The following is a 14,735-nucleotide window of genomic DNA, read 5'->3' on the forward strand; positions in this document are numbered from 1 at the left end:
AATATAGGAGGTATGATTAGGGTCAAGAAGAAAATGTCCACAGCACTCAGTGCAGCTTTAATCGTTTCTATGCTGGCTACTGGCGTAATAGTCGCTATTCAAGGTACAACAACGTTAGAAGTAGCGAAGTCAGCAGGGGATAAAAAGGTTGAAGTTATTAAATAAAGCATACGCGAGACCTGCTAGAAAGTTAAAAAAACCTCAGCTCGGTTAACCCGGCTGAGGTTTTTTCTGTATCATTATGCATTGAAAAAATGCATGCCTAGATGAAATAAGAATAGAAAAAAAGTAAAGTGATGCTGCGGTGCAAGAACTTCTACCAAATGCCTATTAGGCGTATCTAATCGTTATTTTCCCTTTAATTCGTTAAGCTGTTCACGAAACCGCAAAATCAGTAATAAACTTTAGAATTTTTTAATATCTTACCACTATTTTCTTAAACACTCTTTTCTAAAATGAGTGGAAAGGGAGGCAAAACAGGAAACAGAATGAAAGACTAAAGTTAACAGTGAAAGGAGGAATTTAGAAAACCATGAATAAATGGCTCCGTAAGGATGCTTCGGCGGCCATGTTCTTCCTTGTGCCAAGCGGCATCGGATTTGCACTCTTTTACCTTATCCCGTTTGCCATGGGCGTGTATTATTCGTTTATGAGCCATTCGGTAGACGGTCATTTTGTGGGACTCGATAATTATCGTGAGCTGCTCGGAAGTGCTTCTTTCCTCAAAGCAGCTTCCAACACGTTATACTTCACTACGATCAGTGTTCCACTTATGATCCTGCTGTCATTGGGGCTCGCGATGCTTCTGCATAAAAATGTCTATATCCAAAAATGGCTTCGAACAGCTTATGTGATGCCGCTTGTTGTGCCCACCGCCTCGATCATCATGATTTGGCAGATCCTTTTTGATTGGAATGGGTCCCTTAACGCCTGGCTGGATAGTTTCGGATACGGACGGATGGATTGGATGAAATCCGAATCGGCACGTATAGTCGTGATTATGGTCTATATATGGAAGAACATAGGTTACAACGTTATCTTATTCCTTGCCGGGCTTCAGCAAATACCGAAGGATTACTATGAAACGGCTCGTATTGAAGGTGCAGGTCGTTTACGGCAATTTCGGAGTGTTACACTGGTTTATCTGACTTCAACGATGTTTTTTGTAGTGATTATGTCCATTATTAACTCATTTAAAGTGTTTCGGGAAACGTATCTGATTGCAGGCGACTATCCCCATGACAGTATTTACATGATGCAGCACTATATGAACAATATGTTCATATCACTCGACATTCAGAAACTAACCGCAGCGGCATCCTTGATGTTTGTCAGTATACTGCTGGTTGTTCTAGCTCTGTTTGCGATGGAGCGTCGGCATCGGCAGTACATGGAATAGGAGGTGAAGCAAAGTCTGTGCGAATAGTCTACATATTGAAAAATGGTGTGTTAACATTCATCCTGAGTGTTATTGCCTTGATCTTAATATCACCTATTGTGATTATATTCACAAATTCTATGATGACAGAACTGGAAATTGGGATCAATTATGGTCTCATCGGGCAAATGAATGAATCAGCCGTCGGTAGAGATGGTGTATTTGCAAACTTGAAACTGATACCGGATAAGGTGTCCTTTGCACAGTACGGCAAGGTATTTCTCGACAACCCGAAATATCTGATGATGTTCTGGAATTCGGTGTTCATGGTCGTACCGATTATTGTAGGTCAGACTCTTGTTGCGGCTCTGGCTGCCTATGCATTCTCCAAGCTAAAATTTCGCGGCCGGGACTCTATGTTTTTGGTATATGTCATGACGATGCTCATGCCATTCCAAGTCACGCTGGTACCCAATTACATTATGGTCGATATGCTTGGGATGCTGAATACTACAAGTGCTATCATTCTTCCTGGCATCTTCGCAGCTTTTGGCGTGTTTATGCTCAGACAATTCATGCTGGACATTCCCTACGCCTATATTGAAGCTGCCAAAATGGACGGAGCAGGACATTTAAGGATATTTGTTACGATGATTGTTCCGATGATCAAGCCAGGATTAGCGGCACTTGTGATTTTGCTCTTCGTTGATTATTGGAACATGGTGGAACAGCCTCTTATTTTTTTAGACGACCCGTTCAAGCAGCCGCTGTCCGTCTTTTTATCTACGATTAATCAAAGTGACAAGGGTATCGCTTTTGCTGCATCCATGCTCTATATGGCCCCGATGGTGATGGTATTTCTGTATGCGGAGTCGTATTTCATTGAGGGTATTCAATTATCCGGAGTTAAAGGTTAACTTTTCAGTGCTGGTTTTGGGAGGAGAAGAAAGGATATGGAGTTAAATACAGGGTTTGCTGAGCAAAGACGAAAGCGAATTATTGTAGTCGTGTTCATAAGCTTTATGGGATTGCTGCTGCTCTTCACATTGTTTAGCAATACGCTGCAATCGCTGACTTTACCGAAAGTGACTACGGAGCAGCCCAAAATGGGAGACATTCAGTTAGTTATTGAAGGTAGCGGAATCCTTCAGCCGATTGCTGAAGCCAAGGTATCCGGTTCAACAGAACGGAAGACTCAGCAGATTCTTGTGAAAGAAGGCGAACGTGTAAAGAAAGGACAGAAGCTTATCACCTATGATAGTCAATCGACAAAACAAGAAATTGAACTTGAAGTAACAAATCTGGATAAGCAGAAGATCGAGCAGCAGAATCTTCAGGACCAATTCATCCAATCGTCCCTCGAAGAAGATGAACTTAAGCTGCGCAGCGCACAACGTGAAATTGAAAAAGGCAAACTTGATATTGCTGCGCAGGAGCGCAAGATCAACGAAATGAGAGAAAAACTGTCCAAAGATCAGGTACTGACCGCTCCGTTCGACGGTATTATAACGAAGTTGAACGCGGTAGAAGGACTGGCTTCCGCAGGCGAACCGGATATCATTGTCTCGAACAGCGGGGAAGGTTACAAGTTCGAGGTTAATGCGGATGCAAAGCGTTTATCCAGGTTAGGGGTATCCATCGGAGAACAGGTCAAGGTAGAGGTAGATACAGATCAAAAGCGGCAAGCCAACAGCATGGATGGCATCATTGAAGAAATCATTAATAGGGAGCCACTTATAGAGGGAGCCTCTGATAAAGGAGCGGGGATGGTAACCATCCCGCAAAAGATCCTTCGTATTAAGCTCCTCAATGCCGAACTGAAGGGAGGTGAGCAGGCTCGGATTAAAATCGAGAAAAGTTCTCTCGATCAAGGGCTGCTTGTTTCCAATGAAGCTATTCATCAGGACCGGGAAGGCACTTATGTTTTTGTAGTCGAGGAGAAGCCGGGGGCACTCGGTAATGTATTTGTTGTTCGCAAAGTCAAGATTGAGTCCAGCGAGAAGAATGACAAAGAAACGATGATCCAAACCGACATCATCTACGCAGAGGATAAGATCATTCTGAACAGTAGCGAGCCTCTGCAAGATGGTGACCGTATCCGCTTGGAATAGTGAGACGTAACAATAAGAAGAGTTCAGGAGGAATTTTACAATGAAAAAATGGCTTTTGCTCCTTTCTATGGGGGCTATTATCACGAGTTTAACCGCATGCAGTTCAGGGGGAAGTAGTACAGCAGATAAAGTGACATCGAAAGATGGAAAAACAGTGCTTACCCTGTCTGTGACAGAGTCGATCCCATTCTATCAAACAGTGGAGAAAAAATTCGAAGAGAAATACCCGGACATCGATCTTCAGATCAATGCATATAAGACGGGAGAACAATGGGGATCAGGGGAATACGAGAAGTATCGGAATTCTATGAATACCGCCATGTTATCGGGAAAAAGCATGGATATCATTGAAGTTGATGACCTACCGTTGAAAGAATATGTAAGCAAAGGTTTTCTTCTCGACATGAACGACTTGCTCAATAAAGATCAGACATTGGATAAAGACGATTTGCAAATGAATATTTTGGACGGTTTGAAGGTGAATGATGGAATGTATACCGTACCTTTGGGGTACAGGTTACGAGCATTTGTAGGAGATGGGGAAATGCTGAGCAACGCTAATGTTAAGTTTGATGATAAGACCTGGAACTGGAAGGAGTTTGAGAAGGTTTCAAAGGAAGTAATCCAAAAGAAAAGTGGTACCGATAAGCTTTATGCCTTAGCGTCCTACCCGCCGGAACTCCTCTTTCAGGAGATGCTTGTCGAGAACTACGCTGCATTTGTCGATCCTTCGGCCAAAAAGGCAACATTCGATTCTCCCGAATTTGTGAATCTGTTCGAGCAGGTTAAACAAATGTACGAGGAAAAGATTGTGACATCGGAAGAAGCAAAGCCGGGCAATCAAATGTTCAATTCCACATCAATTACGTCGCCAATTGATTTTATCGAAGGTCCCTACATGCTTTTTGATCAACCCAAGCTGCTGCAATCACCGCAGGCGGGAGAAACCGGAGATCGAAAAGGCTCGCGAGTATCTACTATAAAACAGTTCGCAATCCATGCCAAATCGCCCGTAAAGGATGAGGCCTGGAATTTCATCAGCTTCTTATTGTCGGAAGAAGTGCAAATGTTACAAGATCGAGAAGGATTCTCGATGCTTAAATCCGTGAATGAAAATAAGATTGATAATCTTCGAGAAAAAGTTAAAAATGGCGAATACAAGCTTCCAAATGGGGAGATGGCAAAAGTATCGGATGAACAGTTCGCCGTGTTTAAACAAGTTGTTCAAACCGCCGATCAATATGTAGATCTGGATGTTAAAGTGTTAAGTATTGCCGGAGAAGAGTCCGTTGCATTCTTCAGCGGACAGAAAACTGCCGAGGAAGTAGCCAAACTGATCCAAAACCGGGTCACAACTTATCTAAACGAATAGGTAAATGGCGGGAAGCAGCCTGCATTCGTGCGATGCTTCCTGCTTCACAGAATTAAAAGCGGGCAAATGTCTTTTTATACAGGGAGGTAGATTCATGTATAGGCCGAAAAAAACATATGTGACAATACTACTCACTGCCGCCGTGTTGGGTCATTTCATGGCCCTTGACGTATACGGGGCATCCACGGCTGATCACCTCGTTTCCAAATCTACTGTAGCCAGGTCAGGTCTGACATTAGATCAACTGGGCTCAGTTTCGTTGAAGCAGAGCGTCCATGTAAAGCTGACGGAGATGGATGTTTTTACTCAGCCAGGTGGAAGTATTCTCATATATACGCTTCGTTACAGTAACAGCAGCGGCAATAGAATGGATCTTATCGATTATTTTTCCAAGGTTTCTACGCCGAGTGGTACGACTATAAAAGGAAAAGCAGTGACCCGTGATGCTGATAAACGAACGGTGCCTGCGAACAGCAGCCTGTCTGTGACGTACTATGCAAACATTGGAAACTCGACAAAGGTCAATGGGATCAAAATTTCCATGTTCGGATGGGATTTTAACAGTACAAATTATCAGAAAAAGCTGGGACAATTCACGGTTCCTGCCCAGTACTCATCTGTAATTCCGATAGGTAAGAGCAAAAAGATCACAATAAATAATCTTCCTGTTACAGCCAAGGTGGATACCTTGCAGAGGTATAAAATTAATGGAAAAGTGTATGTTCAATTGGGACTCAGGCTCTCAAACGGAGGAACCAAAATGCTGAGTGACCTTGGATATAAAGCATATCTAAGGTCAGCGGGCGGTTCAACATTTCAGCTTGTACCCGATTCAGCCAGCTCAGGCTACAAGCTTCAGTCTCAGGAGAGCAGAGTCATCAGTTATTGGGCTGAGATACCCTCCACGATGAAGACACATGGCATGACTCTGCAGCTTGCGCAGGAAGATGAAGTATTGAAGATCCAGATCCCAGTGCAATCGTTCAACCTTCCCGATGCAGCCCCGGATGTTGCTGTAGTGCAGGGCAAAAGCACCAAGATCATGATGAAACAGCAGCCAATCACGGTCAAGGCGGAACGGATGCAGCGAATGAATCATAATGGAAAAGTATACATGAGAGTGGCCGTTCAATATGCAAACAGGGGCAAGAAGGTACTAAGCGATCCCGGATATAAAGCACAACTGAAATCGGCCGGGGGCTCAGTATTCGATCTTGTGCCTGAGGATGATACAGGGAGCAGCTTCAAGATCCAGCCAGGGCAGAAACGAACGATATATTATTTAGCAGAGGTTCCATCCAACCTTAAAGCAGAACTTATGACGATGCAATTTACGCAAGAAGACGAAACGTTGAACATGATGCTACCCGTAAAAACCTTCAAGCTGCCAGCTGTTACCGCTGATAAGCCTGTGCCGGATTATGGCATCAGAAAAATTTCGATGAGCCATCAAACGATTGAAACGCAGTTGAAATATGCTTCTGTATATACTGAGAACAATACTGGCAAATGGAATATTCAATTCCGCATTAAAAATCTCGGTGAAAAATCCGTGAAGCTGCCAGCTTATGAGCTTTCTATTAATACGGATGAAGGCTACAGCATTCCGGTGAACGCCAAGGCAATTGACCATGTTACCCTGAAGCCGATGGAGGAGAAGCTTATTGATCTGGATGTAGATGTGCCATTGCATATGAAACAGAATACGCTGCAGCTGCAATTGACGGAGCCTGCTACGGAAGGGAAGATTAGCTTCCCGACGGCACTTTATAAAGTTCCATATGCTCAAGAAGGCAAAAGCCATCCGGGCTTAGAAGATATCATTGAGAATAGTCACGGGACATTTGGCGTGAAGCTTAGCTCATATCAGCGGCTGCCATGGAGAGATAAAGATCAGATCGTAGCCCGAATCAGCATTCGTAATACCAAAACGACGACCGTGCAGCTGCCTGTGCTGAAAGCAGCAATAAATGCTGGAATGCGGGATCTCAGTAGTACAGGCCAAATCGTGGTACAGGATAACCAAACGACCTTGGCGCCCAATGAAACCGCGGAACTCTATGTCCTTGCTAACATGCCGTATTCGTATAATTTCAATCAATTACGAATTGAGCTCCAGGAAACAGCAGGCGAAGACGTTACTAAATTTCTGTCGTTGAACTTCAACCCGTTCAACAACGCTATGAGCCTGGTTCCTGCAGGCGACGCTTATCCCATCCATACTCCAGGCAAGAAAACAGAAGTCCGTGAACGCTTGACCACCATTTACCATGATGCTAAGTCCAATCTAATGTACACGGAACTGGAAATGACCAACCAGGAAAAACGGCAATCCAAGCAGTCACAGTTAGTTGCTTACTACAAAACACCAGATAACGAGTATTTTGAGGCAGAGGTCAGCCAATCGTCCGCCAAGACCAGTCCGAAAGGGAAAAACCTGGTGACGGTCTGGAGCAAGCTTCCACTAAATGTGAATACTTCGCAGCTTGAACTGTATGTCGGAGAAGGGGTTGCGAATGGAAAGATGGCAGATGTCGGGGATGAACTCACGGGCTCTATTAATACTGTTCGTTTAGCACTTAGCCCTAGAGTTGTACAACCAGCAACGAACCTGCAACATGTGGAATTGTTTCCGTATCAGCTCAACATTACGAGAGGTGAGGGGACGCTTAGCGCAGGGAAAGATATGCTTAATATCGTTATTTATTATGATCTCTTAAGAAATGGAGATTATGAGACAGGTTCTACTGACCATAAGCTCATTATGGAAGTCATTGACCCGAGCGGGAAATCCATAGAGAAGATATTAACACTCGGTACCGATTTAACCGTTGGCAACAATAAATCATACTTCATGAACTTGAATACCAACTTAAGCAAAATCGTAACTAGTGGGACAGTTCGAATCAATCTGTATGATGAGTTCCAAGGGCGAAGAATGTTGCTCGGAAGTCAAGTCTATCCATTCATATATGAAGAGCAGGAGAATAAACCAGATAGCGAATAAAAATAATAATACACATGCTATTGAAGGACAACATCTCTGAAGATATGATACTATATTTTCGGAGATGTTTTTTGTCGACGGACAAGAACATACTCCCATCAAGGTCACTATTTTAGGCGACTTTTTATTTTATCGGTACAAGTTCGTATTCCAGATACGGTCAACCTGCATTGTATGAAGAAGGAGAATGGCAGTACAATCACAGGTATGACAGAGACTAATCATGGAGTTGCGTTCCATGCCTGACTCAAAGTAGGGAACTTATATTAGTAATAACAATTCATGTCGAGGGACTGATAGGGTGATAGGGATGAGAAGACTTGAGTCGGATATGTCAGTAAACAACGAATTGTTTTCTGATATTGTCAGGTACGAACACGAAACGATAAGCGGTACAACCATAATCAACTCAAATGTTGGTTCACCCATATTTTGGAGCTGTACCCTGCAGCATCTGATATTTGATACGTGCGATCTTACAAATGCGAGATTTTTTGCCGGTAGTACGATTGATCATTGTACATTTATTCGTTCCGACTTGCGCTCTGTTGGCATTGCCAAAGACGAAGCTGTTTTCACCAAGTGCGAATTTTCCTCCTGCGATATGAGAGGGATGACATTGGAGAATGCTACGTTTATCGACTGTACTTTTTATAAATGTAGATTCAATGACCGGATTTTACAAGCGGCGAATATCGTCAATTGTTCCTTTACCGGCAAGCTAGTGGATATTACGTTTGAGGGAAATGGCAACCAAAAGTTAATCGTCAATTTTGAAAATTGCATCCTTGACGGTGTTCGTTTTGTGAGCTGTGACCTGACACAATGTATTCCGCCAAAATCCAAAAATCATCTGTATGTTGAACAGATATCCGCACGTGTGAAAAATGCTTTGATGAAGATAGACGATGACCCTAATCTATCTGAAGATGATCGGAAAGTACTGATACGCAGTCTGCGCAAGCTGGCGCAAATGGAACAATATATATTTAACACAGCGCAGATGAAGAAAATATATGGTGATTTTTTTGTTGAACAATTTTTCAGCAGTCTGGATTGTAACATTGTGTAACAGAAGAGACAAAATTTTAAAAATGGATTGAAGTGAAAGGAAAGGGCCCGCTGAACCAAAACATCATAACTGATTGAGCTTGCTTTCAGGCTCTTCACCATTTTCTACACGTCTTATATTCTTTATAAAGAAATCATATCTTGTTTTATGAAATTTCCGACCATCAGGCATTCCCGCTGTATGGGGAGTAAGTATTACATTACCCAGATTCCGGAGCTCACTGTCAATAGGAAGCGGTTCAGATTCAAACACATCCAGGCATGCGCCTGAAATATCCCCGTTTTTTAATGCATCAATCAAGTCTCTTTCGTTGACTATGCCGCCTCGGGCTGTATTGATAAAAAGAGTAGTGTTTTTCATTTTTTTGAATGCCGCTTTGTTGATCAGCTGTTTGGTTTGCTCATTCAAGGGTACATGTACACTGACGATGTCCGATGTGCTTACAAGAGTATCAAAATCCGTCATTTTCACAAAACCATCCGATTGTACAATGGCATTTCTCGCATACGCCAGCACTTTCATATCAAAAACCCTGCAAAACGCAGCTACTTTTTTTCCAATAGCACCCAAACCGATAATTCCAATCGTTTTTCCTTTTAACTCACTCCCTGCATAGTCCAATTGATTTTCATCCATCTTGTTTTTCATGAAAGTATCAAGAAACGGTATGTTTTTATAATAAGACAATATCAGTGCCATTACATGCTCGGCCACTGCCTGTGCATTTACTCCTCCAGCATTGGCCACCCAAATGCCGCGCTGTGTACAGGCAGGGACATCCACATTATCAAATCCTGCACCCGTCTGTACCAATTTTAATTTTTTTGCGTTAGAAAGCAGACTGTGATCCACTTTAATATGTTCAGGGATGATTACCTGGCTATCTTCAATATGATCCAGCATTTCTTTTCCGGGCGGAACAATCACAACGTTCCAGTCTTGCGGAAAACACCTTGCAATATTTGATTTTGAGGTCTCGCTAAAATAGCCAACGATGAGAATTTTCATTGCTAAGCCACCTTTCATAAGCTATACCGTTCTTCGAATAAAACCCGGTTGATGCACGTCATTTTATCCTTTTAATACAATTTTATCAAGAAAATCTCGCCAAGTTCTATTGAATTGGAATGGAAAAGAATCTAGATAAACAATATACTAGCTATATAGTTTTTTATTGAGGTGAATATCAAATGGATGAAATCGATGAGTCAAAACAAATTGTACTACAAATCGGCGGTGCATTAAAAAAGTATAGAAAAGAAAAAAACATGACCTTAGACGACTTATCAGAATTAACGGGCGTAAGCAAACTTACTCTGGGGAATATCGAACGTGGTGAGACAAATCCAACTTTGGCCATCATATGGAAAATTTCAAAAGGTATATCTTTACCGCTATTGGCTTTGTTCACATCAGAGAAACCTGTTAGTTTGTATCGAGCAGGGGAGGGACTGCGGTTTTCTAATGATGAGAAAAATTGGATCATTGAACCCGTCTTTAAAAGCAACGATATTGAAATGTGTCGGGCTTACTTACAGCCAAATAGCTCGTATTACCCTGAAGGTCACCATGTGAATACCACTGAAATTGCGACAGTAATGACGGGTTCCATCGAGTTACAAGTCAATGGAGAGATTTACACATTGAATCAATATGATACGATCAGTTTTCGTGCAGATTATCCGCACGCTTATACCAATCATACGAATAACGAAACAGTGCTCCATATTTCCTTAAAATATGGTTTCTAGTCGTCGAAAATTCACTTATTAAATGCAACTCCGAATTCCATGACGGGAATTCAGAGTTGTATTTTTTATTCAATTTTAGTATATCATAAAATAATTATTGTTTATTAAAGTATATTATACTATACTTTTATTATTCGCGCGGATGTTATAGCAAAGTTTTCAGCCAACAAATAGCAAAAATAAGACGTAATAATTCAGGAAGGAGAAATGAAGAATGCCGAATAAACAAAATAATAAATTCGTGCCAGCCTCTGCAGCGCTGATCATTCTCGGCATTATTGTTATTGCAGCTAATTTACGTACTCCCTTAACCTCAGTTGGTCCTTTAGTGGGTTTTATAAGGGATGACGTTCATATTTCAAATACATTAGCAGGTCTGATCACAACGGTACCCTTGCTTGCTTTTGCTTTATTATCACCTCTTGTACCAAAATTAGGACGGAGGTATGGGGTTGAGCGTATCATTTTGATTGCCCTAATCTTTCTGACTGTTGGTATTGTAATACGATCTTTATCTGGCGCAGCTAATCTCTTTATTGGAACAGCAGTTCTTGGATTCGCCATTGCCGTTTGTAATGTATTATTGCCCAGTATAATTAAACGGGATTTCCCAAATAAAATTGGATCCATGACAGGCGTTTACTCCATTTCAATGAATTTATCTGGGGCAATCGCTTCGGGAGTCAGTGTACCGCTAGCCATAAACGGAGGGCTAAAATGGCAAGGAGCACTTGCGGTATGGGGGATACTAAGCTTTGTATCGATCCTGTGTTGGTTACCCCAATTAAGAAATCAAACGAACCAAACAGCCAAGACGAGTCAACAGATGGCCAGCAACGATGTGAATGTCTGGAGATCTCCGCTTGCCTGGCAAGTAACAATCTTTATGGGGATACAGTCCATGGTTTTCTATGTGTTGATCGCATGGTTGCCCGAAATTTTAAAGCAGCAAGGAATTGAATCCAACCAATCAGGCTGGTACCTCTCGATCATGCAGTTAGCGATGCTTCCATTTACCTTTATTGTCCCTGTTATTGCTGGGCGTATGTCTAACCAACGTTTGTTAGTAATCATCACAACCATTTTGCTTTTGACGGGGACACTCGGACTTCTTTACGGAAGTTCCAATGTCATTCTGTTGTGGATCGTCATACTCGGAATTGGTGGAGGTTTCGCCTTTAGTTTGGCCATGATGTTTTTCGGATTGCGCACTGAAAATGCGCATCAAGCAGCGGAACTATCTGGCATGGCCCAATCGATCGGATATCTTCTTGCCGCAATCGGTCCAGCCCTTATAGGATATCTGCACGATGCAACAAATAGTTGGAACCTGCCACTTTTCATTCTTCTTGGGGCTTCGGTCTTACTCTTTTTAGTTGGTATCGGAGCAGCGAGTAATCGTGTTGTAGGTAGTCAAAATAGATACAAAATGTCACGGAAAGGATGATAACTATGTTTGACAAAATTCTGGTCGCCATTGATAAAGGTGAAATAACGAACAAACTCCTTGATGCAACCGTTGAAATAGCCCAAAATAAACAAGTTCAAGTTACCTTAGTTCATGTTAGCCAGAGTTATGTGCCGATCGGTATGACGTTTTTACCAGAGAATTTTCTGGAAGACATAATGAACGAAATGGAGAAAGCGAGTTTGGAACAGTTGTATCAAGCCAAATCTAAATTAAAGTCTGCGGGAATTAACCCGGAAACTGTTCATCTTAAGGGAGATCCTGGGCATGAAATATTGAATTATGCAAGGGATACCGAGCAGCAACTTATTATTATCGGAAGCCGTGGGCTAAGGGGCATAAAAGAAATGATGCTTGGAAGTGTCAGCCACAAGGTTTCACAGCTATCAAGTTGCCCGGTCCTCATTGTACATTAACCCTCTAGGAACTGGAGAACGTTAATAGTATAAATAAATGTTAGAAATCATTCCGCTTGGGGTTCAAACAGAATTCATGACAGATCTCAAAAACTCAATACCATGAAATAATAAAAAGCCCGCAAAAACGCGGGCTTTTGTTCGTTTTAACATCAAGTATACATTACCTGCCGGAAATTTCATTCAGCGAGATTTCTTGTTCCTCCAGCAGTCGTTTCAGCTTTTGGCGCTGCCGTTTTTCCTTCTGACGGCGCTCTTTGTCCTCAGCCTTTAGAGCCTTGAGCAGGGAGAAACACATACCAATAAGGACAATAGCGAACGGCAATGCGGTTACAATGGATGCCGTCTGGAGGCCAGTTAACCCCCCGCTGATTAGCAGTACTACCGCGATAGAGGACTGCATGATTCCCCAGGTTAATTTCACTCTTGCACTTGGGTCCAGCTTGCCATCTGAAGTAAGCATGCCCAGTACAAAGGTAGCTGAATCAGCCGACGTAATAAAGAAGATCATGATCAGCATTGTGGCGATGAATGCCACGATCGTGCCCAAAGGCAGCTGCTCCAGCATAAGGAATAAAGCGGTTGTTGTATCTTCCTTGACAGCCTCCGCCAGATGAGCGGCATTGAACAATTCCATGTGAAGTCCTGTTCCGCCAAAGACGGAGAACCAGATAAATCCGAAAAGACTTGGAATAACCATGACGTAAATTACAAATTCCTTTATGGTTCTTCCTCTTGATACCCTTGCGATAAAAGTGCCGACAAAAGGAGCCCACGAGATCCACCATGCCCAGTAAAATAACGTCCATGCTCCAATCCAGGTTTCTCTTGAGAACGGGGTCAGTCTCAAACTCATGTTAATAATGTTCTGCATGTAACTGCCCAAGGTCGTCGTGAATGTGTCAAATATAAAAGAAGTCGGACCAGTCACTAATACAAACATCATCAATAGCACAGCTATAACGAGGTTGGTGTTGCTCAGAATCTTAATCCCTTTATCCAGACCGGTGGTTGCCGAGATCAAAAACAGTACGGTTACAACTATGATAATGACAACCTGAGACAGAGTCGAGTTAGGAATACCGAATAAGTGATTCAGACCCCCGCCGATCTGAAGTGCACCCAACCCAAGCGAGGTCGCAACACCAAAGATGGTGGAAATGACCGCCAGAATATCAATGACCTTTCCAAGCCAGCCTGCAGCAAGACGCTCACCTATCAGAGGAATAAAGGTGGAACTGATCAGCCCTTTGTATCCTTTCCGGAACTGGAAGTAAGCAAGCGCTAGGCCGATGACGGTATAGATAGCCCAAGGATGCAGCCCCCAGTGGAAAAAGGAATAACGCATTGAAAGTATGGCTGCTTGCGTTGTTTCGGGTACCGCCCCCTCAGGGGCAGATAAATAGTGGGACAGCGGTTCAGCTACTCCCCAAAAAACCAGCCCAATGCCCATACCAGCGCTAAACAGCATGGACAGCCAGGAAAGCGTAGAATACTCCGGCTCATCATCGTCATCCCCAAGCCTAATACCGCCAAATCGGCTGAACGCCAGATAAAAAGCAAAGACCAGGAAGAACAGTGTAGCTAGCAAATAAAACCAGCCAAAATTCTGAATAGAGAAGTTGTAGGCAACATTAGCCACATCCGCCAGCTGATCAGGAGCGACGGCTCCCCATATTGCAAATAGTGCAACGATGATAATTGTGATTGTAAATACCATGATGAGACCTCCGTTATGTAAGCTTAAGCCAACTGTTCCTTAGTATGTGCTAGTCCGACTTGTAATATTTCGGAAAGCTAGCTTTTGATAACTTAAAACAAACTGCAGTGTAATGAAACACCCGTCGGTTTATTCGTTCCCTTTTTAGTGAGGAATTAGTGACAAAGATTCAGGATTTAATTAGGATATTTGTATTAATTCAGAATCCGAGCATAATTATTTATGCATAAGAACGAATACCCATTATAGTCGCTATTTTTGCGGCTTTTTGTTGTATCACATAGACTTTTATCTGTAAATACAAGGAGTTATAACGTTCAAAATAGAATTCTAGTTTAGAGTGATTGTCTATTTCCAATATTAGTTATATTGGTCAAGTGACACGATTCACCTATTAAAGGATATTACTTCTTATCCTTTTATGAAAAAATTGAAGGGAT

General features: G+C 42.4%; 12 protein-coding genes. 10 read left to right on the forward strand and 2 right to left on the reverse strand.

From position 1 onward, the window contains the following. The first annotated feature begins 12 nt into the window (after positions 1 to 12). From ACETMN_RS16745 to ACETMN_RS16775, 7 genes are all read left to right on the forward strand, one after another. The gene (locus ACETMN_RS16745; RefSeq protein WP_179198702.1) at positions 13 to 165 is read left to right on the forward strand and encodes a hypothetical protein; all 153 of its coding nucleotides are present in this window, start codon (positions 13 to 15) and stop codon (positions 163 to 165) included. A 367-nt stretch (positions 166 to 532) separates the two neighbouring features. Beyond that, complete coding sequence (locus ACETMN_RS16750) at positions 533 to 1,399, forward strand: carbohydrate ABC transporter permease (protein WP_091020997.1); 867 nt, start codon at positions 533 to 535, stop codon at positions 1,397 to 1,399. A gap of 17 nt (positions 1,400 to 1,416) precedes the next feature. After that, on the forward strand, positions 1,417 to 2,295 hold the full coding sequence (locus ACETMN_RS16755; RefSeq protein WP_091020998.1) for a carbohydrate ABC transporter permease: 879 nt from the start codon (positions 1,417 to 1,419) through the stop codon (positions 2,293 to 2,295). Between the two features lie 36 nt (positions 2,296 to 2,331). Continuing rightward, the gene (locus ACETMN_RS16760) at positions 2,332 to 3,489 is read left to right on the forward strand and encodes an efflux RND transporter periplasmic adaptor subunit (RefSeq protein ID WP_091020999.1); all 1,158 of its coding nucleotides are present in this window, start codon (positions 2,332 to 2,334) and stop codon (positions 3,487 to 3,489) included. Positions 3,490 to 3,529: 40 nt separating this feature from the next. Beyond that, entirely contained in the window at positions 3,530 to 4,861 is a 1,332-nt protein-coding gene (locus ACETMN_RS16765) for an ABC transporter substrate-binding protein (RefSeq protein WP_091021000.1), read from the forward strand. A 94-nt stretch (positions 4,862 to 4,955) separates the two neighbouring features. Then, positions 4,956 to 7,868 carry a hypothetical protein gene (locus ACETMN_RS16770; protein ID WP_411734796.1) on the forward strand — a complete coding sequence of 971 codons (2,913 nt, stop codon included), beginning with the start codon at positions 4,956 to 4,958 and terminating at the stop codon, positions 7,866 to 7,868. A 310-nt stretch (positions 7,869 to 8,178) separates the two neighbouring features. Further along, on the forward strand, positions 8,179 to 8,940 hold the full coding sequence (locus ACETMN_RS16775) for a pentapeptide repeat-containing protein (protein ID WP_210108253.1): 762 nt from the start codon (positions 8,179 to 8,181) through the stop codon (positions 8,938 to 8,940). Between the two features lie 63 nt (positions 8,941 to 9,003). Here ACETMN_RS16775 and ACETMN_RS16780 read toward each other — a convergent pair whose 3' ends face one another. Further along, positions 9,004 to 9,948, reverse strand: a complete 945-nt coding sequence (locus ACETMN_RS16780; protein ID WP_411734797.1) for an NAD(P)-dependent oxidoreductase — start codon at positions 9,946 to 9,948, stop codon at positions 9,004 to 9,006. A gap of 182 nt (positions 9,949 to 10,130) precedes the next feature. Here ACETMN_RS16780 and ACETMN_RS16785 point away from each other — a divergent pair, with 182 nt between their 5' ends. From ACETMN_RS16785 to ACETMN_RS16795, 3 genes are all read left to right on the forward strand, one after another. Further along, positions 10,131 to 10,691: a helix-turn-helix domain-containing protein gene (locus tag ACETMN_RS16785; RefSeq protein WP_091021004.1), complete on the forward strand. Its 561-nt coding sequence runs from the start codon at positions 10,131 to 10,133 to the stop codon at positions 10,689 to 10,691. 214 nt (positions 10,692 to 10,905) lie between these two features. Continuing rightward, positions 10,906 to 12,138 (forward strand): CynX/NimT family MFS transporter, encoded by a 1,233-nt coding sequence (locus ACETMN_RS16790; protein WP_411734798.1) that lies wholly within the window; start codon positions 10,906 to 10,908, stop codon positions 12,136 to 12,138. A 5-nt stretch (positions 12,139 to 12,143) separates the two neighbouring features. Further along, entirely contained in the window at positions 12,144 to 12,575 is a 432-nt protein-coding gene (locus ACETMN_RS16795; protein WP_411734799.1) for a universal stress protein, read from the forward strand. A 163-nt stretch (positions 12,576 to 12,738) separates the two neighbouring features. Here the strand turns inward: ACETMN_RS16795 and ACETMN_RS16800 are convergent, their stop codons facing one another. After that, the gene (locus ACETMN_RS16800; RefSeq protein ID WP_091021007.1) at positions 12,739 to 14,295 is read right to left on the reverse strand and encodes a BCCT family transporter; all 1,557 of its coding nucleotides are present in this window, start codon (positions 14,293 to 14,295) and stop codon (positions 12,739 to 12,741) included. Positions 14,296 to 14,735: the final 440 nt, after the last annotated feature.

The sequence above is a fragment of the Paenibacillus sp. M2 genome, from assembly GCF_046713495.1.
In the GTDB taxonomy this organism is placed as follows: domain Bacteria; phylum Bacillota; class Bacilli; order Paenibacillales; family Paenibacillaceae; genus Paenibacillus; species Paenibacillus amylolyticus_B.

Coding starts and splice junctions, on each gene's coding strand:
- ACETMN_RS16745 (WP_179198702.1), top strand. CDS start 13: ATGATTAGGGTCAAGAAGAAAATGTCCACAGCACTCAGTGCAGCTTTA.
- ACETMN_RS16750 (WP_091020997.1), top strand. CDS start 533: ATGAATAAATGGCTCCGTAAGGATGCTTCGGCGGCCATGTTCTTCCTT.
- ACETMN_RS16760 (WP_091020999.1), top strand. CDS start 2,332: ATGGAGTTAAATACAGGGTTTGCTGAGCAAAGACGAAAGCGAATTATT.
- ACETMN_RS16765 (WP_091021000.1), top strand. CDS start 3,530: ATGAAAAAATGGCTTTTGCTCCTTTCTATGGGGGCTATTATCACGAGT.
- ACETMN_RS16770 (WP_411734796.1), top strand. CDS start 4,956: ATGTATAGGCCGAAAAAAACATATGTGACAATACTACTCACTGCCGCC.
- ACETMN_RS16775 (WP_210108253.1), top strand. CDS start 8,179: ATGAGAAGACTTGAGTCGGATATGTCAGTAAACAACGAATTGTTTTCT.
- ACETMN_RS16780 (WP_411734797.1), bottom strand. CDS start 9,948: ATGAAAATTCTCATCGTTGGCTATTTTAGCGAGACCTCAAAATCAAAT.
- ACETMN_RS16785 (WP_091021004.1), top strand. CDS start 10,131: ATGGATGAAATCGATGAGTCAAAACAAATTGTACTACAAATCGGCGGT.
- ACETMN_RS16790 (WP_411734798.1), top strand. CDS start 10,906: ATGCCGAATAAACAAAATAATAAATTCGTGCCAGCCTCTGCAGCGCTG.
- ACETMN_RS16795 (WP_411734799.1), top strand. CDS start 12,144: ATGTTTGACAAAATTCTGGTCGCCATTGATAAAGGTGAAATAACGAAC.
- ACETMN_RS16800 (WP_091021007.1), bottom strand. CDS start 14,295: ATGGTATTTACAATCACAATTATCATCGTTGCACTATTTGCAATATGG.